General features: G+C 52.4%; 19 protein-coding genes and 1 tRNA gene. 10 read left to right on the top strand and 10 right to left on the bottom strand.

All coding sequences use genetic code 11. The annotated features are described in order from the left end of the window. Window positions 1-85 precede the first annotated feature (85 nt). The 5 genes from H6F94_RS10340 to H6F94_RS10320 all read left to right on the top strand — a co-directional run bounded on the left by H6F94_RS10340 (window position 86) and on the right by H6F94_RS10320 (window position 8,077). Window positions 86-3,277 carry an ATP-binding protein gene (locus tag H6F94_RS10340; protein WP_190802149.1) on the top strand — a complete coding sequence of 1,064 codons (3,192 nt, stop codon included), beginning with the start codon at window positions 86-88 and terminating at the stop codon, window positions 3,275-3,277. Between the two features lie 178 nt (window positions 3,278-3,455). Then, window positions 3,456-3,869 (top strand): lysozyme inhibitor LprI family protein, encoded by a 414-nt coding sequence (locus H6F94_RS10335; RefSeq protein ID WP_190802148.1) that lies wholly within the window; start codon window positions 3,456-3,458, stop codon window positions 3,867-3,869. Between the two features lie 117 nt (window positions 3,870-3,986). Beyond that, window positions 3,987-4,736, top strand: a complete 750-nt coding sequence (locus H6F94_RS33555; protein WP_190802147.1) for a lysozyme inhibitor LprI family protein — start codon at window positions 3,987-3,989, stop codon at window positions 4,734-4,736. Window positions 4,737-5,039: 303 nt separating this feature from the next. Next, window positions 5,040-7,214: an ATP-binding protein gene (locus tag H6F94_RS10325; protein ID WP_190802146.1), complete on the top strand. Its 2,175-nt coding sequence runs from the start codon at window positions 5,040-5,042 to the stop codon at window positions 7,212-7,214. A gap of 260 nt (window positions 7,215-7,474) precedes the next feature. Next, a complete protein-coding gene (locus tag H6F94_RS10320; protein WP_190802145.1) occupies window positions 7,475-8,077 on the top strand; it encodes a PEP-CTERM sorting domain-containing protein in 603 nt (200 codons plus the stop codon). A 106-nt stretch (window positions 8,078-8,183) separates the two neighbouring features. On the opposite strand, the gene H6F94_RS10315 is transcribed toward H6F94_RS10320, so the two are convergent. The 4 genes from H6F94_RS10315 to H6F94_RS10300 form a co-directional block, all read right to left on the bottom strand. Then, window positions 8,184-11,315: an MFS transporter gene (locus H6F94_RS10315; RefSeq protein WP_190802144.1), complete on the bottom strand. Its 3,132-nt coding sequence runs from the start codon at window positions 11,313-11,315 to the stop codon at window positions 8,184-8,186. Between the two features lie 158 nt (window positions 11,316-11,473). Beyond that, on the bottom strand, window positions 11,474-12,583 hold the full coding sequence (cobT, locus tag H6F94_RS10310) for a nicotinate mononucleotide-dependent phosphoribosyltransferase CobT (protein ID WP_190802143.1): 1,110 nt from the start codon (window positions 12,581-12,583) through the stop codon (window positions 11,474-11,476). A gap of 52 nt (window positions 12,584-12,635) precedes the next feature. After that, window positions 12,636-13,421 carry a DUF2232 domain-containing protein gene (locus tag H6F94_RS10305; RefSeq protein ID WP_190802142.1) on the bottom strand — a complete coding sequence of 262 codons (786 nt, stop codon included), beginning with the start codon at window positions 13,419-13,421 and terminating at the stop codon, window positions 12,636-12,638. A gap of 262 nt (window positions 13,422-13,683) precedes the next feature. Next, complete coding sequence (locus tag H6F94_RS10300; protein WP_190802141.1) at window positions 13,684-14,382, bottom strand: GDSL-type esterase/lipase family protein; 699 nt, start codon at window positions 14,380-14,382, stop codon at window positions 13,684-13,686. Between the two features lie 231 nt (window positions 14,383-14,613). Here H6F94_RS10300 and H6F94_RS10295 point away from each other — a divergent pair, with 231 nt between their 5' ends. From H6F94_RS10295 to H6F94_RS10285, 3 genes are all read left to right on the top strand, one after another. Continuing rightward, complete coding sequence (locus H6F94_RS10295; RefSeq protein ID WP_190802140.1) at window positions 14,614-14,841, top strand: DNA-directed RNA polymerase subunit omega; 228 nt, start codon at window positions 14,614-14,616, stop codon at window positions 14,839-14,841. Between the two features lie 38 nt (window positions 14,842-14,879). Next, the gene (locus H6F94_RS10290) at window positions 14,880-15,494 is read left to right on the top strand and encodes a hypothetical protein (protein ID WP_199320328.1); all 615 of its coding nucleotides are present in this window, start codon (window positions 14,880-14,882) and stop codon (window positions 15,492-15,494) included. A gap of 405 nt (window positions 15,495-15,899) precedes the next feature. Then, complete coding sequence (locus tag H6F94_RS10285; RefSeq protein WP_190802139.1) at window positions 15,900-16,145, top strand: hypothetical protein; 246 nt, start codon at window positions 15,900-15,902, stop codon at window positions 16,143-16,145. 64 nt (window positions 16,146-16,209) lie between these two features. Here H6F94_RS10285 and cobO read toward each other — a convergent pair whose 3' ends face one another. The 4 genes from cobO to H6F94_RS10265 form a co-directional block, all read right to left on the bottom strand. Next, a complete protein-coding gene (gene cobO, locus H6F94_RS10280) occupies window positions 16,210-16,833 on the bottom strand; it encodes a cob(I)yrinic acid a,c-diamide adenosyltransferase (RefSeq protein WP_190802138.1) in 624 nt (207 codons plus the stop codon). A gap of 134 nt (window positions 16,834-16,967) precedes the next feature. Next, window positions 16,968-17,168, bottom strand: coding sequence for a hypothetical protein (locus H6F94_RS10275; RefSeq protein ID WP_190802137.1), 201 nt, complete (start codon window positions 17,166-17,168; stop codon window positions 16,968-16,970). 243 nt (window positions 17,169-17,411) lie between these two features. After that, window positions 17,412-18,113 (bottom strand): molybdopterin-dependent oxidoreductase, encoded by a 702-nt coding sequence (locus H6F94_RS10270; protein WP_190802136.1) that lies wholly within the window; start codon window positions 18,111-18,113, stop codon window positions 17,412-17,414. After that, window positions 18,106-18,768 (bottom strand): cytochrome b/b6 domain-containing protein, encoded by a 663-nt coding sequence (locus tag H6F94_RS10265; RefSeq protein ID WP_190802135.1) that lies wholly within the window; start codon window positions 18,766-18,768, stop codon window positions 18,106-18,108. The genes H6F94_RS10270 and H6F94_RS10265 overlap by 8 nt, the downstream gene beginning before the upstream one ends. Before the next feature lie 39 nt (window positions 18,769-18,807). On the opposite strand from H6F94_RS10265, the gene H6F94_RS10260 reads away from it, so the two are divergent. Further along, entirely contained in the window at window positions 18,808-19,467 is a 660-nt protein-coding gene (locus H6F94_RS10260; RefSeq protein ID WP_190802134.1) for an SDR family oxidoreductase, read from the top strand. Between the two features lie 24 nt (window positions 19,468-19,491). On the opposite strand, the gene H6F94_RS10255 is transcribed toward H6F94_RS10260, so the two are convergent. Then, window positions 19,492-20,013: an ureidoglycolate lyase gene (locus tag H6F94_RS10255; protein WP_190802133.1), complete on the bottom strand. Its 522-nt coding sequence runs from the start codon at window positions 20,011-20,013 to the stop codon at window positions 19,492-19,494. Window positions 20,014-20,191: 178 nt separating this feature from the next. On the opposite strand from H6F94_RS10255, the gene H6F94_RS10250 reads away from it, so the two are divergent. Next, window positions 20,192-20,509, top strand: coding sequence for a hypothetical protein (locus H6F94_RS10250; RefSeq protein WP_190802132.1), 318 nt, complete (start codon window positions 20,192-20,194; stop codon window positions 20,507-20,509). 213 nt (window positions 20,510-20,722) lie between these two features. Here the strand turns inward: H6F94_RS10250 and H6F94_RS10245 are convergent. Further along, window positions 20,723-20,795, bottom strand: a tRNA-Arg gene (locus H6F94_RS10245). Window positions 20,796-20,961 lie beyond the last annotated feature (166 nt).

Here is a 20,961-nt window from a genome sequence, read left to right as displayed (position 1 = left end):
AGAGCCAGCATATGCGGCTCTGCCTCCAGAACCATCAGGTAAAAGATCTGAATAGACCTAAATGTAAAGCAGGGCAAACGAGGCAATGCTCAATCAGGACTCCGCAACGCGCCTCCCCCGTAGCCTCACTGCTCTTGAAACCTGGGGTTTTAGTCTGACCAATCTGGTTGCTTGGATTGCCCTTGCGCCCATCATGCAGGCTGCGCTGGGATCTCAAGCACTTTGGGTTTGGCTGTTCGGAGCCATCTCAGGCGTCCTCTACAACTTGCAGGTGCAACACCTGGGTTCGCAGTGGCCGGAGCTAGTCGGAGGTAATCCTGCTTATGTAGCCCGTCTGCTGAAACCCTACCCGTGGCTAAGACGCTACGTTGCGATTGGCTACTTCTTAACCTGGGCCGCAACGCCAGCAGTGAGTGCCATCGTCTTTGCGGCCCTTCTCAAGGAGAACCTTGAGCCGCTAGGGCTCCCCTGTCCCGAGTTGCCCTTGAAAATTGGCTTCACAGCCATTGCCTTTGTAGTGGCTCTAAGTGGCACCAAAGCTCTGTCGGTCTTGCATTTATGTTTGGTGCTCCCGGCGATTGCCTCGCTGCTGCTCTTCTGTGTTCAAGGGGTTGGCTGGTTAGCGCTCTCACCTGATAGTCCGGGTTTGCTGCCAAGCCATTGGCCTAGCTTCAGCTTCAACTCCTGGGCTAACTGGGTTTTCCTGGCGCTCCCCACCTACTATTGCAGCGACACCTCTGCTGTCTTTGTTGGAGAAAGCCGGAAGCCCACTGCCGCCTTAAGGTTTCTCTTGCTCACTGCCTGCCTAATCCCAGTTGTTTTTCTGGGAGGCTCTTGGGTGTTGATGCAATTAGCAACAAGGCCAGAACTAGGCAACAATCCATTCTTGATCTTGGTTGCAGTAGCCCAGCCATTCTGGGGTCAATCTGCCTCAGCCTTCGTGACGCTCTTAGTGACTGCTGGTCTCCTGCTAGCCTGTGCCACTGCAGTTGCAGTCTGCCCTCGCTTTTTGTACCAGTTTGCTCTGGATGGTGAGCTTGCGCCCGTCTTCGCAGTCGTCTCACGGACGGGGGTTCTAGAACCTGCCCTGGCTTTTACCTTTTTGATCAGTTTCCTGTGTCTGGCTTGGGGAGACGTACCTAGCTTGTTGGTGGCAACTGGCACCAGCTACTTTGTGACAATCATGATCGTCCAGTTGGCCCTATGGCTCTCGCGCCAGCAGCCAGAAGTACGCTGGCCCCATTGGTCTTTGGGGTGTCTCCTGTTAGAGGCTGTGGTCCTGGTGGTAGCAGGAGCGACCTGGCGCTGGACCTTGCTGGTTGGATTGCTATGGCCCCTGGCGATTTTAGCGATAGATTGGGCTATTCAACGCCTGAAATTTGCGCCCTTTCAATCTAACTGGTGGGTCCAGCGTTATCAGAAGCAGCGATTTGGCAAGGCCAACGATTCTATTGCCGTTCAAATCATCATCTTGCTGGGATTGGTTTGCAGCGCTCTTACTTTGGGCTGGGTAATGCGAGCCTGGTTAGTGCCGATCTCTGCTCAACCTTCTGCAAATCTGCTGATTGTGCTGCTTTTGCTCACAGCCTTTTTAGCGGTTGCTATTGCTTGCTGGACCAGCTTGCCACAGGTGCTTGCAATGCTTACCGCACGCAAACAGGCTGAGCACCTCTTTGAGATTGCCCTTGACGCCATTCTTGTCTTGGACGGTGATGGTGTGATTCGTCAGCTGAACCCATCAACTGAGTCTCTACTCGGCTTGAGTCGCGCTCACCTGTTGGGAGAGCGTTTGAATGAACTGCTAACCAGTTTGCAGGATAGGCCAGAGCACTGGCCAAGGCGGAGTGAACAGTTTCTTACCCAAGACTCACAGCTCCGTATCTTCGAAGTTGCGGTCTCCAACCGCTTCAATTCAGACTTCCAGGAGTATGTCGTGATTCTGCGCGATATCACCGAACAGAAGCACTCAGAAGCAGAACTACAGCAACTCTACCGGCAGGTGCAAGAACTCAATGCAGGACTTGAACACCAGGTGCAAGAGCGAACTGCTCAATTGCAGCAGTCCCTCGATTTCGAAGCACTACTCAAACGGATTACAGACAAGGTGCGAGACAGCCTTGATGAGCGCCAAATTTTGCAAACAGTTGTGCAGGAATTAGCCCTTTTGCTATCTGTTTGCTACTGTGATGCTGCGCTCTACAGCGCTGATTACGGGACTTCAACGGTCCACTATGAGTCTGTGCAAATTCAATTACCTCAGGGTCAAAAGCGGGTAATTGCTATGACGGACTTTCCTGAGATCTATCATCAGCTTTTGCAAGGGCAGTGTTTTCAATTCTGTGGGTCTATTCCAGAACTGCATCAAGTTCATGAAGCTCTGCTTGCTTGTCCAATTGTTGATGACAAGGGCGTGCTAGGTGACTTGTGGTTGCATAAGCAGTCAGAGGAAACCTTTAACGATTTGGAGATGCGCTTGGTCCGGCAGGTTGCGAATCAGTGCGCAATTGCTCTTCGTCAAGCAAATCTTTATCAATCCTCCCAAGCTCAAGTCAAAGAACTTGAAAAATTGCACCAGCTCAAGGATGACTTTCTGAGCACTGTTTCTCACGAATTGCGTTCTCCTCTATCCAATATGAAGATGGCTATTCACATGCTGAAAACCTCCAAAGTTGAGGAAAAGCGTGAGCGCTATCTGCAAATTCTGAAGAATGAGTGTGCTCGGGAAACTGATCTGATCAACGACCTGCTAGATTTGCAGCGCCTAGAAGCTGGCGTTGCTTCGCCTGATTGGTCTCTTCTAAACCTAACCGATTGGTTGCCTAGCCTCCTAGAGCCCTTCCAGTCTCGGATTCACCAGCGTCAACAAAGTCTGCATCTTGACCTTGTTTCTGACCTGCCACCTTTAATGACAGACCAGCGTGGATTAGAGCGTATTTTGACAGAACTCTTGAACAACGCTTGCAAATACACATCCCCGAGTGGTCAAATAACCTTCACCGTTCGAGTCGCATCAGCTCCAATTCCTACCGCTATTTTCCAGATTTGTAATGAAGCAGAGATCCCAGCGTCAGAGCTGCCGCACATTTTTGAAAAGTTCTATCGAGTTTCCAGTAATGACCGATGGCAGCAGGGAGGAACTGGGTTGGGTCTAGCATTAGTGCAGAAATTAACGACCCATTTGGGAGGCTGTATTCAGGTTGAAAGTGCGTTGGGGCAGACCTGTTTCACAGTTGTTCTACCCTTAGGTCGAGCGCACGCCAGTTTAGATGAAGATTGAGAAAAAGTATTAGTGAAGAAAAATCAGTGAAGAAAGTAGTAGTTATGTTCGCAATAAAACTCGAAGACTGTAATTCCTAGTTCATAAAACCACTAATCGGGTGAGTGTAGATTTAATGCTCTCGTATTAAGCTCAGTTATGTAGATGTAAGGACCAAACTGTGTTGAAGGACAAGCAGATGAGACTTGGGGCTGCGCTTTTACTGGGTACAATTTCAACTCTAACGCTGGCATCCGGCGCAATGGGACAACAAACGGGACAACAAATGGGACAACAGTCGGCGCAGCCGAACTGTGCTGCTCCTCAAAGCACTCTGGAGATGCGAACGTGCACGAGCCAGGAGTACCAGGCAGCAGATCGCAACCTGAATCAGGTTTATCAGCGCTTGATGGCTAGCCTTCCAGCTTCCCGGCGTCAGAAATTGACGGTTGCACAGCGAGCTTGGGTTCAATATCGAGATGCAACCTGTGCCTTCAGCAGCAGTGAATTCGAAGGCGGCACATTTGAACCTGTTGCTCTAACCAGTTGCTTCACCCAAGTAACCCAGCAACGCACTCGAGAGCTACAGCAAGGGCTCAACAATCCCAGATGAGCTAGCTCCAGGTGATCTGGCAGCCTTGGGCCTGTTGGTGAGTAAGTTTGTGTAGACTCATAAACTCAATGACGAATTTTTCAGCTGTTTGGTTGAAGCCGTTTGGTTGAGGTGAGTATGCGCTGGAACTGGGGAAAAGCGGGGGTTTTGACATTACTGAGCGTCGGCTCACTCGCCCTGTTGATGCCAAATGCGTTGGGACAGAGAGCTACACCACCAGCTATCCCACCAGCTACTCCAGCTGTGCCCAGATTATCCGTGGGCTGTGCTAGCCCGCAAACGATTGCAGATGTGCGCCGCTGCGCAGTACGGGACTACGAAGCAAGCAATCGCAGGCTGGACCAGCTTTACCGAGAGTTGCAACGAACCCTGCCCGCCGCTCGCCGTCAAAAACTAGTCAACTCCCATCAGGCTTGGTTACGCTTTCGCAATGTCGCCTGCGACTTCAGCAGCACCAGATTCTCTGAACGGGCCATGGCCTCAGCCAGACGCACAGGTTGTCTGGTGCGCTTGAATCAACAGCGCCTTGCAGATTTAGAAGAGGAATTGATTGTTCCGGGTCGCAGCCCGTCTCCGGCTAGGGTCCTGCCTCCCAGCAGAAGCCCATTTCCGGCTAGAGTCCTGCCTCCCACGAGAAGTCCATCTCCCACCAGAAGCCCATCTCCGGCTAGGCTCCCATCCTCCACGAGAAGTCCATCTCCCACCAGAAGCCCATCTCCGCTTGAGACCCCATCTCCTAGCAGAAGCCCATCTCCATCTAGGCTCCTGCCTCCCACGAGAAGTCCATCTCCTAGCAGAAGCCCGTCTCCACTTGAAATCCCATCTCCTAGCAGAAGCCCATCTCCAACTAGAAGCCCATCTAGCTAAAGCTGAGTTGTCGCGAAGGTCACCTCTGTATAGAGCATAACTAGCCTGTACTGAGGTTGGTGCTGTTTTTGGAGCGCTGAAACCTTAAGCATGCGGGTTTTCCTAGAGAGTTACGTATGTAGAGGTGAGGACAGTAACCATCCCCTACGTAAGTCTCGGCCCATTCCAGCACTCAAGCAAACCTGAATTTCGAGGGGCAACGGTCTGCTGTCAGCGCTTCCCTACGCCTGCTTGTGCTGTAGAACCGTTGCCGTGATGTTCCTAAAACCTGTACTTCATAGAGCTGCACAGGGGACGAGAGAAGTGCCTCTGCGGGTGGTACTGGTGGTGCCTTTTGTCATTCAGATTTGTGCTGCTGTCGGTTTGACTGGTTGGCTGGCCCTGCGTAACGGGCAACAGGCCGTCAATGAAGTCACTACCCAACTGCGCAGTGAGACTAGCGCCCGAATTCAGCAACGCCTTCAGGCTTACATTGCCACTCCCCACCAAATCAACCAAAGCAACATTGATGCAGTTCAAGCTGGCTTGCTTCAAGCGCAAAGCTTTCCGCTTATGGAGGCTTACTTCTGGCGTCAAATGCGCTCATTCGATACGGTCGGTTTCATTGGTTTTGGCAATCAGCAGGGCGAATTCATTGGGGTTGAGCGTCGCGCTGATGGGCAATTAGCGGTCAACGTTCGGGACCGCTCAACTGGGACATCTATCTTTGCCTACATCACAAATGCAGAGGGGCAACGGACCCGGCTGATTGAAGTTACCCCCAACTATGATGCTCGGGTTCGGCCCTGGTACACCGCTGCTGTGAAGGCCGGTATGCCCATCTGGGGAGAAGTTTATACCTACCTGGGGAACGAACCAGCGGTAGCGCTCTCAGCTAATCAGCCGCTCTACGACGAACAGGGCAAACTATTGGGTGTGATGTCCGCCGATCTCAACCTAGCTCGGATCGGTGACTTCTTGCGAAGTTTAGAAATCGGTCGCTCCGGCCAAACCTTCATCATGGAACGTTCGGGTTTGCTGGTCGCCAGTTCGACTTTGCAACAACCTTTTGTGCTTACAGAGCAAGGAACCGAACGCATTCAGGCGGCTGAGAGCAAAGACAGTTTGATTCGAGCAACTTCACTGCATTTGCTGGAACATTTTGGTAGCTTTGCGAAAATTCGTAAGAGTCAGCAGTCTGCCTTTGAGCTAGAAGGGGCCCGACAACTCCTACAAGTGACCCCGTTTACCGACGGGCGTGGGCTGGATTGGCTGATCGTGGTGGTGGTGCCCGAAGCCGATTTCATGGAGCGGATCGATGAAAATACACGCTACACCGTTCTGTTGTGTTTCGGTGCTCTTCTCGTTGCCTTAGTCTCAGGCTTACTAACCTCGCGTTGGATAGTGAAGCCGATCCTGCGACTGAGCGCTGCGGCAACAGCCCTTTCTAGAGGCCACTGGAATCAAACAGTGCAAATTGAGCGCCAAGACGAGCTGGGTGTTCTGGCAAGAGCATTTAATCAAATGACCGAGCAACTGCAACTGTCTCACCATCAGCTAGAGGAATACTCGCGTACCTTGGAGCTAAAAGTAGAACAACGTACTTTAGAATTGCAGGACAAAAACGCCTACCTCCACGAAACCCTCCAGCAGTTGCAGCAAACTCAAACTCACCTGATTCAGAGTGAAAAGATGTCCAGTTTGGGGCAAATGGTAGCTGGGGTTGCGCATGAGATTAATAATCCGGTCAGCTTTATCTACAGTAATCTCAGCCCTGCCCGAGACTATATGCAGACTCTGCTAAAGCTGATCGAGCTTTATCAAACGCACTATCCCAATCCCTCACCTGAGCTGCAACAGGCGATTCAAGAAATGGATCTGGAGTTCCTGCTCGAAGATTTGCCTAAGCTGCTCTCCTCAATGGAAGTGGGAGCCAGCCGAATTCGGGAAATCGTGCTGTCTTTGCGCAACTTCTCCCGGCTCGACGAGGCGGAGAGCAAACCGGTGGATATTCATCAGGGCATTGACAATACATTGCTGCTGCTACAACACCGCTTGAAAGAAAGGGCAGGTCACCCTGGTATTCGAATGGTCAAAGAGTATAGCGAATTGCCGACTATTGAGTGCTATCCAGGTCAGTTGAATCAAGTACTTATGAACCTCTTGACCAATGCCATTGATGCTCTAGATGAAGCTTTGGGTAACGAGCAATGGCAGCAGCACGACCTAACCCCAACCATTCGAATTCAAACTAGACAGCTCAGTAGCGAGCGTGTAGCGATTCGAATTTGGAACAATGGGCCAGGCATTGCTGAATCTCTGAAAGCGCACTTATTTGATCCATTTTTTACGACTAAACCTGTGGGCAAAGGGACAGGCTTGGGATTATCGATTAGCTATCAGATTGTTGTCAAAAAGCATGGCGGCGAGTTGAAATGTTGCTCGGATTCAAGTCAGGGTACAGAATTCTCAATTGAGATTCCTATTCGTCAAAGATAATTCCAGCTTATTAGTAAGACGAGTTAAAGAACTGGATTTTAAGGGAAATTCCGAGAGGTGAAGATTAGCTCTCCAGCTCCTTCCGCTGGCAGCAACGTCAGAAGTTCATAACTACTTCATAAAATGAGCCGACTTGATGTAGATTCACTGAAAAATGTTTTCCTCCTGACAAAGCTTTATAGATACTAGGTGAATTGCTGCAGAAGACTTCAGGGCGTTCTTGCTGCTGACCAGTCACTCTTTGAGTAAAGGCAACAGTTATGTCCATTACGAAACAGACGCTCAAGATTGCAGGGGCAGCCGTTCTTACCCTAGGCACATTGAGCTTAGCTCCTGTTGCTCAGGCCGCTATTGTTGAATACACGATTAATGGAACGGTCGATAGAGACTTTCAGGAATTTGGTCTGAAATCGGGAGATCCAATCACCGGCTTCTTCAGCTTTGACGACTCAAATTTGCCGTCACCTGAGTTCGATTATTCTTTCATTCCGCTAACCACATTTGGTTTTCGGTTGGGAACAGCATCTTGGACTAAGGAAGATGATTTGAGTAGTAGCGAAGAATTGCCAGCTGCAATTTTTGGCTATGGCATTCTGTTGGGAGCAGATTTTGTTGGCATTAATCCTGCTGGGGACTTGCTGAGGACCTCTGGTTCCTTCGAGAATGCAGAACCTGGCACTTTTAATGGGACTGCCCTCAGTGATAATGCCTTGACTGGCACCTATACCTTTACCCAAAGGGCTGCAACTTCAGTCCCTGAGCCTGGTAGTACTGTCGCCCTGGGGGCTCTAGCCGCCGGGCTATTAGCCATGCGCAAACTCTCTGCCAGTAAGCGCAACAACTCAACAGGTTCGGCTTCTTAAGTCACACTTCCGTTAAAGCAGGCTGACTCAGAAAAGGCTGAACAAATAACGCTAAAAAAAGCCCCTCCTAAGAGGGGCTTCTTCTGGAACCAAAATTAGCGAGGCTTTAGCGTGCGGCTAAAATCCCAGCCCCGGCTGAGGCGATAGCAGAAACCAGTGCTGTACCAAACAGCCACCAGGCTGCACTGGCCGCCGCCTTACGAGTTTCCTCGGCTTGCTTCTGGGCCTGCCGCTTTACATCTGCTAGCCGCTGCTGCGTCTCAAGCTGTAAGCGCTCAGCTCGTTGGAGAACACTGGTGCGTGCTCCTTCAATCTGATCCATCAAGCGGTTAGCATCCGCTTCGGAAATATCCTCGCGAGAGCTAAGCAGAGCGACCAAAGTGCCGCGATCAACCTGGCTGAGACGAGACCGGAGAGCATCAAAGCCAGCCTGCGGATCATCAAACAGGGTACGCAGATCCCGTCTGATCCCGTCATAGTTCAGCTCTGGGCGCTCCAGCGAGTTCAGATAAGTCCGAATCCGCTCGAAGACGCTATCAATCGCCGATTGAATTCTGGATTGAATCGAACGGACCTGTTCCACAAACTGAGTCCGTACAGACTCAATTTGATCGAAGATGCGGTTCGCTTCTTCTTCGCTCATGTCGCTACGTTGCGACAAAAGTGACACAACCGTGGAGCGATCAACGCTACCTAGGCGTTCCCCGAGGTTGTAAGCCCCAGCGCGTGGATTGCTCAGCAGTAATTGCAGGTCACGCTTGATACCTTCGGGATTGAGTTCTTCTTTGTTGGTGTTGCGTAGATAGTTTTCGAGCTCTGATTCGAACTCCATGACTCGGTTTTGAGCCCGTGAAGCCAAACGACGAGGTGCGCGCACGAGGCTGCGAATCGTTGATTGCACCTGGTCAATGATCTGATTGACCTGGTCTTCGCTGAGGTCTTGCCGTTGACTGAGCAGCTTCACCAGGGTGTCACGATCAACTTGAGACAGGCGGGAACGCAAAGCCGAGGCACCTTGCTTGGGATCGTGCAGCAGCGTTTGCAGATCGCGCTGGATACCTTCGGGGTTTAGCGCGTCCTTACCAGTGTTGCGCAGGTATTCAGCAAGGGTACTGGTCACCTGGTCGACTTGATCTTGAGCCTTGCCAGCCAATTTCTGCGGTCCGTGCAGAATGTTGTCCCGCACCGACTCAACTTGGTCAATGGTTTGGTTGATCTGTTGCTCGCTGAGATCCTGACGCTGGCTCAACAACTGCACCAGAGTACTGCGGTCAAACTGGGACAGCCTTCTGCGCAGGGCGCTGGCTCCGGCTTGAGGGTCTTCTAAGAGCTTTTGCACATCGCGCTTAATACCATCAGGGCTCAGCTCGTCCTTGCCCGTGTTGCGAAGGTAAGATTCAACTCGAATCCGCAACGCTTCAGCTTCAGACTTGGAGCGGAAGTGAATTTCTTCAGCTTCGCGCAGCACCTGATTGCGAGTGTCCTCTAGGTAGTTTGCCACCTGGTTGACTTCATCCAGGCTGAGGTCATTGCGTCGGGTCAGTACCGCCGTTAGGGTATTGCGGTCAAACTGACGCAAGCGATCAGTGAATTGCTCATACTCAGCATTGGGGTCGCTCAAAATAGCGCGGAAGCTGGGCTGAACACTGGTTTGCGTGAGCAGGTCGGTCCGATTGGCAGTGCTGAGGTATTGCTCAACCTGGGTGCGTAGATCGGTAGCCTGTTGTTCCAGCTCCTGAGCCTGCACCCGAGTTAGGACTGAAGTGCGCAGTCCCTCTAACTGGTCAGCTAAACTGGCGACTCTCTCTGGAGTCATATCACCGCGCTGGTTGAGCAGTTCCACAAAGCGCCTGCGGTTGAGGCGCTCAATTTGGGCACGAACTGCTCCTGGATCTGCTTCCGGATCGTAGAGAACTTCGGGAAAGTCAACTTCAACGCTCTCGCGATTTAGTTTCCAAGAGTAGGAATTGACCAGGTAATTCTCAACATCGGCAGCAACCGTGCCACCACTGGAAAGACCAGGAATTTTATCGCCGACTTGATCAGAAACTTTGCCGCGTAGCACTTGCAATTGACCCAGGATCTTTTCGACATCAAAGTCAGAAAGATCTGTGCGGCCCATGACAATCCCCATGAGGCTGCTGGTGCCGAATTGCATCGCCCGCTCAATCAAACCAGCCGATTTTTGCTCATCTGGCTTGGCATTGCTGGGATTGTTATTGTTGTTGCGTAGCTCTGCCACTACCTGATCGAGCCTGCGGCTCAGTTCATCAGATTTGAGCTGCTGAGCATTGGCTGAGCGCAGATATTCCAACAATTCAGCAGTTGAGTCAGCCTTGGGTTGCTGGCCTACAACTTGCCTCCAAACGACTTCTAATTGGTCAGCAATCTTATCAACATCCCGCTTGGACAAATCAGTGCGACTGCGCACCAGATCGACAAAGGTTTGACGGTTAATGTTGCCAAGCCGTTCGCGCACCCCAGGTGCTTTTAAGTCTGCATCGCTAAGCAATCTTTCGAAGTCGCCGCGAATCGATTGCATATCTAATTCTGGACGACGTACTGTTGCCAGATAGTCTTCCAAGTTCTCGCGAATACTGATCGGATCTACAGCTGTACGCAATTGCCGTCCCACCGCAGCGGCAGCAGCCTCGGCTGTAGAAACCACTTGGTCATTAACAGCTTTGCCACCTAGGGCTGCAGCTGCAGTGCCAACAATAGCTTGAAACGTAGAGGTGGCTGTGTTGACCACTGAGCCCACTAAAGAGCCCACAGTGGAAGAACTGACCACAATTAACAGCATGAAATAGGCAGCCCAGATCACCAAGCCAACAATGGCTCCCAAGGTTTCACTGGCGATCAAGCTTAATTTGACAGCTAATAGACAGGCTACAAACAGTGCAAGTGTGACTGTTACTAAAGTCCAAAGACCAACAGCCAAACCGACTTTTTTAATAGTGCCACCTAGACTCCCAGAACTGTCATGATCATGATCAGAGGAGTCAGAGTGAGACAGGTTTCCTAATGCCGAGATTCCTAAAGCAACTGAGAGATTGGTCAGCAATAATTGCAAGGCAAAGGCTAAAACTATGCCTGCAATTAAGGCAATAAAAAACTGAGGTCCCGAGTAAACTAATGCTGCATCCTCAGGCCTGACAACGCCATTATCTACCGGAACCTGCGCTAGCCAGTACTGTAAACTGGCTAGCTTCCAGGTGATCTCTAAACTCCCAAACATGGTGTGTTTCCCTCGCCAAAGACTCAAATCATTGATATAGCCGCTGAAAAACAGAGCGGTTATTCACCGACTCTCAAGAGTTTTTCTGCGTCTCCAGCTTCCGCCAATAGTATGGGTAATCCAACCAATAGGCTTATGTCTTGAGTAAGAACTATTTCCTACTCGACCTCTATCTTTCGGCAAGTCTTCAATAACTCTTCGATTGTGTCTTGCAGGTAATGCTGATCCCAGCCTTGGTATAGCGATGAGGCAATCGCCAAACCGCCTGCTCCTACGCCCTCTTTAACGAATCCCTGCTCATAAGCTCGCAATTGTGGATATTGGGAGTTAGCAAAACTGAGGCAGGTTGCGAGCAGGGGCACATCATTCACAGCCTTGGCTAAACCTATCGTGTCACCAGTTGGGTCTTCCGCAACCCAGCGAGTGGTTCCTATAACGACTTGTTCTGGCTGCCAAGCAAGGCTTTGCTGCTGAGCCAGAGCTCGGGCTAAGGCATAGACAGCCAACATTTGCGTGCCGCCAGCTAACAGAACCCCTGTGTGGCGGCTAGCGCTTAAGGTCATACCTGCAACTACAACCTGCATCGGATCGCCCACAGCGGCAACCAATGCCAAGGGATCTAAGGCTTCTAAAGCTGAGGGATCTGAGGCACGCAATTGGGCTAGCCCCTGTTGCACCAGGCTCCACTTTTGCTCGTGGTTGCAGGTGGGGTGAGAACTGTTAACGCGATTGCGAGCTTCTATTCCCAGTCCAGTCAGTACTGCAAGTGCTGTTGTAGTGCCGCCCACAACGCACTCTCCAATAATCAGGTAGCCGCGATCAGCCAGTTGATTGCCCCAGTGCAGACCCTGCTCAAATAAGGCTTGCACCTGTTCTAGCGGCAATGCTTGGCCAGTGCTCAGGCACTGGGCAGGACGACCATCGAGTTCAATACTGGCGACTGCTGGCGATACGGGCAATCCGGCATTAAACAATAGGACAGGGATAGCCTGACCCGTGACTACGGCGCGGCTGATCAACACAGGGGAAGCCCCGGCGTCTAAGGGGGGCAACGGGTAACGGGGTTGGGCAGAAGGACCATCGACTAAAAACTCAGCATCGGCCACCGCAGTGAAGCGGCGCGCCTCTGGGGTAGCTCCGGCAGCTGAAATTCCCGGAATCAAGCCAGTTGCCGTAAAGCCTAATACGCAGACGAAGGTTGGCTGTTGGCCCCGGTAGCGCGCCAGCCAAGTTTCTGCCCGTTCGACCTGAGCATAAGTGCGAATCACATTTGTCTCAAGGATGTTTACCTCAAGGCTGTTTGTCTTAAGGCTGGTTTTCTTAAGGCGTATCTTCCTCGTAGGCCAGTAAGTAGCGCAGCCAATCCGGCGGGTCAGGAATTGGGTTGCCCAAGCGCTCTAGCATCAGCCAGGACACCAAATGCACCAGAAACAAGTAGAGCACCGCGTTAATCACAACCATCAGCGCTGCAACAACCTGGATCGCTTGCAGGGAGGGTTGCGCCAGGATCCCCAGCCTGAAGAATAACCAATCGACCAGCCCAGAAATCTGTGTGGTTAGGTACAGCCACAGATCCTCGCCCAACAACACCGAAAGCAGCGCAATGTTGAAGAACAGTCCAAAGGCTGCCACTACAGAGCCCAGCCCCATCGATAGCCACCAACTAGCCCGCCGCTTCCATAACAGACCCAGTAGTACCCCTAGTAGGCCGTAGGGAATCACAAAGCGAATGCTGCGATCTGGACCCATCAGTACCGAGAGAAGTAGCCCGGTCACGACAGTGGTCATCACCGAGGCCCGACTGCCCCAACGCAAAAAAGCCAAGGCAATGGGTACTGGAAAGAAAGTGCGCAGCAGAGGCCCCATTGGGAAGTAATAATTGACCAGCCAGAGCATCCCCGAGGTGCTGGCTAGAAAAGCCGTCTCAACCAGCACTAGAGGCGGTGGCGTGAGTTGAGTTGAGTTGCGCTGGTCCGGCTGAGCAGTAGTTTCTTCCTTGGGCTGCGAGTCAAAGTCGAAGGCGGCATCAAGGTCCGCCATTTCCTCTGCGGTTGCAGGAAGGGTAGGCAGGTCGTCAAGACTATGGGGGTCTGAAGAGTCAGGCATGAAGAGGAAGCTAAGCGTGCAGCGCAGTCTCCATTATGGGCAAGAGCACCTCGAACCACCCCCATTTAGGTGAGTGCTATTCAGGTGAGTGGTCTGATGGGTGCAGGGGTAGAAGCCTTTACCTTGGAGCAATAGGGCTGGAGCAATAGGGGAAAACTTAGCTCTGTCTTGACACTGACACTTAAGACTTCCACCTCTCGGGCTAGACGGGCCAGGGGCAAGCCAATTTTTTAGAAATTACCTAAGCAATCCTAAGCAATCGCTAGAGCTGGGCTTGCAGCGCCTCCCAGTTTAGAATTTCCCGGTATAAGGCTTGGTGTCCAGCCGTATTGGGATGAAGGCCATCTTCCAGCAGCAGGGGCTCATACCAGTCCTGCCCCCGAGCTAGCCAGCGCTCAAATATGTCCAGATAGGCAACGCCCCAGCGCTCACAAACTCGACGAGTTGCGAGTCGGTATCGCTCCTGGTCCTCAAGGTTGAAGTAAAAAGCTTCGAGAAATGGCATACGGCTCTCGTTTACGGGCACCATACCGACGAACAGCACCGGTCCTAAAGCAGTCGCTCGTTGTAGTAACTCTGTTAGCTCTTGCTCAAATTGAAGCAGTGGTGTGAAATTTCGACCTTGAGCACTGCCTAGACGAGCAGAGTCGTTAACACCAACCGAAAGCAAAATGGCATCGGGACAGCGGTTGCGCAGTTCGCCGCGATTTCGAAACTCCGTTTCCAGGCGCTCAGCCACTCCCCGTACCGTGTTGCCGCGCACGCCCAGATTGTACAGAACCGGACCATCTCCTTGCTTCAAAGACCAATTCCGCCTTAGGCGCTCCACCCAACCGCCCCCTTCGGGATCCCCGAAGCCGTAAACTAGACTGTCTCCCAGCACCACAAACTTACGTGGTACCACCTGTCTTTCTGAGTGGGCCGCAAAAGTCGGAATGGCAGTCCGGGGCGCAGTTTGCATGAAAACCTCACAACACAGAGATACACAATTATTCGCAGAGCTTAATGCAATAGGGGTACTTAGAAAATCCGTGATCCAAAGCTAGAGAACACCCGTACCAAAACAGCTGCTCTGAAGGCGCATTCTAAGGTCAGCCTTGGCAGCGCCCCTTGAGTCGCTGATACACTCAAGGGAGTCCTGCTTTGGCAGGAACGTGATTTTTCCTTTCGGCAAGCTGCCCTGACAAGCACTATGGCTAAGCGCACCACGATTGACACAGCTCAGCTCATGCGTCGAGCCGAGGATTTAATTGGAGCGGCTTCCAATCGCTACCGCATTACAGTTCAGGTTGCTAATCGGGCGAAGCGTCGCCGATTTGAAGAATTTGATGACATGGATGATTCGCTGATGAAGCCAGTGATGCGGGCGATCATTGAGATGTCCGATGAGTTGACGCAACCAGAGATTATTGGCGAATAGCGGTTGGGCTGCGGTACTGCCTTGTGGTGTTGCCTCTCGTGATTAACCCATTGCGCTCCATAGACCGGCTGCCTGCTCTGCTGCCGGTCTATGTATTGGTCATTAGCCTAGTTGTGTTAGCTCAACTACCGGCCTCTGCACAGCGCCTAAATGCTCAGGAGGCCGCTACTTTAGCCTATCAGGCCCTTCCGCAGCTGCCGCGTGAAGACCAGTACAGCCGTGTTGCGGGAGCCCAACGGGATGCAGGGAGTACGCTTCTTCAACGGCTGATTCGCTACCACCAGCTCAGCAAGAGCCGCTCGCTCTACTACCGTCTGGATTGGAAGCTGACCTTAGCTGACTATCTAGGCAGTAACGAGGTGATTAACGAGGATATCTATCCGGGCGCGGATACCCTAACACGTAATCCTCTGGAGGGGGATCGTGCGGCTATTCGTCGCCTCTCTCGTGCTCAGCGTAACCAACTGGTCCAAACCCTCACTGAGATTTTTACTCAAGCTGATGGGCGTACAATTTCCCCTGCTGGCGCTGCCTCTACTGGCCCGTCTACAGGTGGGACTACCGGCCCAGCAAATGGCTCAAGCTCTAGCTCCCAACCGAATCGTCCGCCCCAACCTAGACCGGGAGACGCCCGTTTACTTCTGGGGCCCTAACCGACCTAGAGCTTAGATTTAAAGCGCTATGTGGCCTGAGATTGCAACAATCTCAGGCTCAGTTTTTTTGAGGAATTGCCGCTCAATGAGTAGCCAAACTTACTCCCAGCATTTCTACCAAGAGATACATAAATTATCATTCCGCTCTGGCTCAATATGGTAAGTATCCCTTCATTGCATAACAGCCGAAACAACTTGAATTCTCAACCCCTGGTTTGGACTGATCTTGTTCCGGATTGCAACGAGGTAGCTGAGAAAACTGCTGCCAAGAATCTCTTGGTCTAACACCAGAGCAAGGAGCGGTTAAGCGTCATAACAACGCAGTAGCAATTGCTACAACACAATCAGAGGCGATAAGTCTAAATACCTATCGTGATGAAAACAACCAACTCGAAGGGGGCAATCATGCAACCATACTGTCGTCACCGTGCAGAACAAGCTCTGAACGCTCACTGGGGGCGGGAGGCGTCACTGCGAGAGAGCACCACAATGGTGACAGCCTTGCAGAACCCCATGTCTTTCAGCACTCACACCTTCCTGATGGAAAATTTGGGGATGCACTTAGAGCAGGCCCGGGGCATCTACACCGAGCACGCTCCCTATAACTGCCATTGCGATGCTGAAGCGATGAGCGAGGCACAAGCCGCGTAGTTGGCTTAACTTCAGTCGCTCGCAGCCATTCAAGTCAATCATTTCAATCATTCAAGGGCTTCTGTCAAAACTCAATACCAGGTTGAGCCTTAATGCCTTGGCTGCGGAAGGGGTGCTTGATCAGCTTCATCTCGGTGACGAGGTCAGCTTGCTCGATCAGACCCTCAGGCGCGCCCCTCCCAGTCAAAATCACATGAGTCATCTCTGGTTTCTGGCTAAGACCAGCGAGTACAGTTTCAAGTTCCAGATAGCCTAGCTTGAGGGCGATGTTGACTTCATCGAGCAGCACGACCTGATAATCAGGGTTCAGAATGTAGTCCATCGCAACTTGCCAAGCTGCTTGGGTTTTCTCAATGTCCCTCTGTCGGTCCTGGGTTTCCCAAGTGAAGCCCTCGCCGAGGGCATGAAAAGCAACCTGCTTACCCCAGTGCTCCAGCGCTCGCTTTTCCCCTGGGTCCCAGGCGCCTTTAATAAATTGCACAATGGCGACCCGGTAGCCGGTACCCAGCGAGCGCAGCACAACACCTAAGGCCGCTGTTGTCTTGCCTTTGCCGTCGCCTGTATTAACAATGATCAAACCTTTCTCGCGCGTCCGCTCGGCTAAACGCTCTTCTTGAACTGCCTTGCGGCGTTGCATCCGAGCACGGTACTGCTCGTCGCCACCAGCTTCGGTTGGGAATGTACTCATCAGAACGGCCACGATAGACTGTCCGCTATCTTACAAATTTGTGGAGGGCAAACTTGCAGATAGGCAACTTGCGAATAGTCACCGTGGCTGAGCGAACTTGAAGAAGTCTAAGGTGAGGCAGATCTTAGTTGAAGCTAGGCGTGGAGCTTCTGCCAGATGCTGCACAGTTTCTCTTGGGAGTAGCCCCACTCATGGGCCAAGAGACGCACCTTCGGCAGGTCTTTGGGCTCGTAGAGGGCTGACAGAATTGCTAACTGGTAAGTGCTGAGAGATTGGCTAGATGAGCTCAGCTCAATGCTCTCAGGATTTGACTTGAAACTTGTCTGGTATGGCACGTTTTGTCTCACACACCTGTAAAACTAGGTTTGATCTCACAGACAGTAACCAGCAGGCAACCACAGTTGTAAACCGTAAGTTGAGAACTTTGATGTGCTTGCTACTACAGGTCACTATTTCTTTACCGCAACTTTATAGCGGCTTGACAGAGCACAGCTCGGTAACTGCCTAGCCAATCATCAGCGAGATCTGCTCACTTTGAGCCCCAATAGCAGCCCCGACTTGGGCTCAGAAACTCTGGCTCAGAGACCGGCGTACCATTCGTAACCCCGATCCTCCCAATAACCCTGCGTAACGGGTAGGTCTCGCAGAAAGCGTATGCCAACAACCCATTTGCTTTGCTTGTAACCAAGCTTGATCGGCGAGGCTAGGCGGAGTGGGGCGCCATTATCAACAGGTAGGTCGCTGCCATTCTTGCCGTAGGCCAGTAGGGTCTGGGCATGTAGGGCAGAGGGCAGATCCCAGCTCTCGTAGTACCCATCTGCTGACTCAAAATAAACGTAGCGGACCCCCGGCTGGGGTTGAGCCAATCGGGCAATTTCTCTTAAGGGCACGCCCGTCCACTGCACGATTGCAGCCCAACCCTCGACACAGACATGCCGAATTGTCATTGTCTTAGCCTGTAGGGCCTTGAGGTCGGCCAGAGTCAAGACCAGTGGCTGGGCCACTGCGCCAGCCACCGAAAGTTGGTAGCGGGCCGGATCGATAAGAGGCGTGCCGCGGAAGGTATTAACCAATAACTCCTGCGGCTGAATGGCGCTCTCTGGAAATTCCGGTGCTAGCTTTTGTGGATTGAAAAGCAGTTGCTCGCTGCGCTGGTTGAACGGTTCCCAGACTTCGTGAATAACTTCCTCTAAACCGCCTGCCCCGCAGCCTGAGAGCAAGGCTCCAATGCCTCCTACTGGCAGCAATCGTAAGAGATCTCGACGTGAGAACTTACTCATCGCTTTGTCCCGGTCGTACTCGGTAAGCATCCACAAAAATCGACTGCGCCAACTCCCAGCCACCCACTCGAATCACCTGAACCAGGTGTAAGGCTGTGAGCCCGAGGAGCAACACGACAGGTAGGAAATGGGCAATGCGCAATGCCTGCCAATCACCGCCGATGCTAGCCACGATCCAGTCAAACTGAACGGGCTTGTACATCCCCAAGCCGGTATAGAGTGCCAGCAGCAACACGGGCACCATCAGGGTGAACACTAAGCGGTGTTTAGCATATTCGCTGCGCTTGGGATTCTGACCTGACCATAGGGCTCGCAGGTCCCGGCTTCCCAAGTAGCGGCGTCGGCTGATTGGGACAGTGGCTAGCAAGTAGATGCCATACCAAAGCAAGTTGAGAGCGAAGACCCACATGCCGAAGAAGTGCCAGTGCCGACCTCCAGCTAGCCAACCGCCAATGGCAAAGAAATCGGGCATCGGTAAACCCTTTCGCCCACCAAACACCGGATTGGCGTTGTAAATCTCCAAACCACTGCCGACCATTACTAGGACTGAGAACAAATTCAGCCCATGAAACAGCCGTACTGCTAGAGATTTGTGCAATCGCAAAGCAGGACGAGTGGGAGGTCGTACTGAGGGGAGAGAGGGATCGTGGGTCATATCCGTACAATATGACAAAAAATTAAGGAATGTAGGCTCATGAAAGCATTGGTTGCTGGCGCAACGGGCCAAACGGGTCGCCGCATCGTGCAAGAACTGCACAAGCGGGGGATTGCCACTCGAGCTTTAGTACGCGATGTCGAAAAAGCAAAAGGCATCCTGCCCGAGGGGGTGGAATTGGTGCAAGGCGACGTACTGGATCCTGCCACTGTGAGGGCTGCCCTCACTGACTGCACGGTATTACTCTGCGCGACAGGAGCAAGCCCCAGCCTAGATCCGACAGGTCCCTACAAGGTGGATTATGAGGGCAATAAAAATTTGGTGGACTGCGCTAAGCAAGCGGGAATTAGTCAATTCGTGTTGGTGTCATCGCTTTGTGTGTCCCGTTTCTTTCACCCACTCAATCTGTTCTGGCTAATTTTGCACTGGAAGGGCAAAGCCGAAGAATATCTCAAAGCGAGCGGCCTCACCTACACAATTGTGCGTCCTGGCGGTCTGCGCAACGATGCAGCCCCGGATCCGGTTGTGATGCAGGGGGCCGACACACTATTTGAAGGCTCAATTCCTCGAGATACGGTGGCCCAGGTCTGTGTGGAGGCTCTGTTGCAGGAGTCCGCTCGCAACAAGATAGTGGAGGTGGTAGCTCGGGCTGATGCTCCTCGCCAGGAGTACACAAACCTGTTTGCTGCGGTTGCCTAGCCTGCGCTCTAACTAAGCGCATAGTTAGCCAGCAAAGGCGGCCATCTCAAAACTGAGGCCAAAGCGTGAGGACAGGACACAGGTCTGGTGGTCTGTCGCGTTGGTATCTGCCAGCTCAAGGTTATAGAAGCTCACGCTTTCCTCCTTGAAGTAAGGGCCTGCATGCCAGGTGCCTCGGTGCAGCTTGAGAGCCCGGTCGCCTGGAATATAAAAGGCCTGTAGTGTTTCAAGGTCGGGTACTGCTTCCGGGTCTTCGAGATCTTTAGGCTCGGCTACAGCCAAATACCAGACTTTCCCTTCCAGGCTGCCCAGGCATTGGGTCGTTTGACGATGGCGGGTGATCCGGTCAAAGCTCAGACCTCGGCTGTGTAGCGTCATGATGTAGAACCGAGGCCTGCCCTGAGAGAGATCGAGGTCTGCGTCTTTGCCTGGCTTATAAACATCGCCGTCCTCGGCAGGCAGAATGACATCACCATAGGGCGCAAATCGCTCTGGCGTCAGTAACTGTGGCGTCAGAAGGCGGCTTCCTTGAACAGGAGTAGACATAGCAACCTGTTGATCTGAGTTGGATTTTGAGTTGAGCTGGCTGAGTTGAGCGAGTGATCACATGATGCCACTTGACCCCAGTGGTCTGACCCCCCTTCCCGCCCTGACCATTGACTGACACCATCCACCCAATTGCCATTCCTGGGAGCTCCCACATTCACCCAGGGAGGAGTTCAGATTGGGTAAACATAGCCTAACGGTTGCCGAACTCATCAGCTGTCTACGTATTCTTTCCAATTCAGGGCGAGCGGTGGAATTGCCACCCGATGCTCCTCTGTCGACCTTTGCAACGCTCACCGCTCAAGTTGCTGTGATTCCAAAGTTTGGGGTGGAGACACTGCACTGGCTGCCCTCACCCTGGCCAGTCGAGTGGGTGCGTAAGCATCTGGAGCGTTCTAAACCTCAGGGACAGACCGAAGTCGCTTACCAAATCCACTACGGTCCAGATCAGGAGAAGCGCTCCATTGTCTTTGGCTGGGTCACTAGTAGCTGCTAAGCCTCCAAATGAAACGCCCCCAATCCCTCGAAAGGGGCTGGGGGTGAAATCAGGGTGCATCTACCATTCCTTCCTTCTGACTAGGGTGACTACATCCGGAAGAAGCAAGTCAAAGTCTGACTGAAAAATAGCCTGGCTGGAAAACATTCAAGCCCAGCGCTCCTGCGCTGGGCTTGAATGAGTATTGGGTTGTATGTTGTTGAGTCAAAAAAGCGTCCCCGGCGCGATTTGAACGCGCGACCTGCCGCTTAGGAGGCGGCTGCTCTATCCACTGAGCCACGAGGACAAAGGAGCCTGCGTTAGGCTGGCCCTAGTCTAGCAGAGGTTGGTCTAGCAGGGGTTGACTAGCGGCGGCCGACGTTTGCCTCAGCCTTGAGCCGTGCAGCGTCTACAGTCTGAGTTGGAAAGTATGTCACTATGAAAAACTGTAGAAATGCTGATTTCGTGGAGTT

This window comes from Leptolyngbya sp. FACHB-261 (genome assembly GCF_014696065.1).
In the GTDB taxonomy this organism is placed as follows: Bacteria; Cyanobacteriota; Cyanobacteriia; order FACHB-261; family FACHB-261; genus FACHB-261.
Note: the sequence above shows the minus strand (reverse complement) of the source record. Positions and strands in the feature narration are given on the sequence as shown.

Bases quoted from the DNA above. Each gene is read 5' to 3' on its own strand.
- H6F94_RS10340 (WP_190802149.1), top strand. From the start codon at position 86: ATGCTCAATCAGGACTCCGCAACGCGCCTCCCCCGTAGCCTCACTGCT.
- H6F94_RS10335 (WP_190802148.1), top strand. From the start codon at position 3,456: ATGAGACTTGGGGCTGCGCTTTTACTGGGTACAATTTCAACTCTAACG.
- H6F94_RS33555 (WP_190802147.1), top strand. From the start codon at position 3,987: ATGCGCTGGAACTGGGGAAAAGCGGGGGTTTTGACATTACTGAGCGTC.
- H6F94_RS10320 (WP_190802145.1), top strand. From the start codon at position 7,475: ATGTCCATTACGAAACAGACGCTCAAGATTGCAGGGGCAGCCGTTCTT.
- H6F94_RS10315 (WP_190802144.1), bottom strand. From the start codon at position 11,315: ATGTTTGGGAGTTTAGAGATCACCTGGAAGCTAGCCAGTTTACAGTAC.
- H6F94_RS10305 (WP_190802142.1), bottom strand. From the start codon at position 13,421: ATGCCTGACTCTTCAGACCCCCATAGTCTTGACGACCTGCCTACCCTT.
- H6F94_RS10300 (WP_190802141.1), bottom strand. From the start codon at position 14,382: ATGCAAACTGCGCCCCGGACTGCCATTCCGACTTTTGCGGCCCACTCA.
- H6F94_RS10295 (WP_190802140.1), top strand. From the start codon at position 14,614: ATGGCTAAGCGCACCACGATTGACACAGCTCAGCTCATGCGTCGAGCC.
- H6F94_RS10285 (WP_190802139.1), top strand. From the start codon at position 15,900: ATGCAACCATACTGTCGTCACCGTGCAGAACAAGCTCTGAACGCTCAC.
- cobO (WP_190802138.1), bottom strand. From the start codon at position 16,833: ATGAGTACATTCCCAACCGAAGCTGGTGGCGACGAGCAGTACCGTGCT.
- H6F94_RS10270 (WP_190802136.1), bottom strand. From the start codon at position 18,113: ATGAGTAAGTTCTCACGTCGAGATCTCTTACGATTGCTGCCAGTAGGA.
- H6F94_RS10265 (WP_190802135.1), bottom strand. From the start codon at position 18,768: ATGACCCACGATCCCTCTCTCCCCTCAGTACGACCTCCCACTCGTCCT.
- H6F94_RS10260 (WP_190802134.1), top strand. From the start codon at position 18,808: ATGAAAGCATTGGTTGCTGGCGCAACGGGCCAAACGGGTCGCCGCATC.
- H6F94_RS10255 (WP_190802133.1), bottom strand. From the start codon at position 20,013: ATGTCTACTCCTGTTCAAGGAAGCCGCCTTCTGACGCCACAGTTACTG.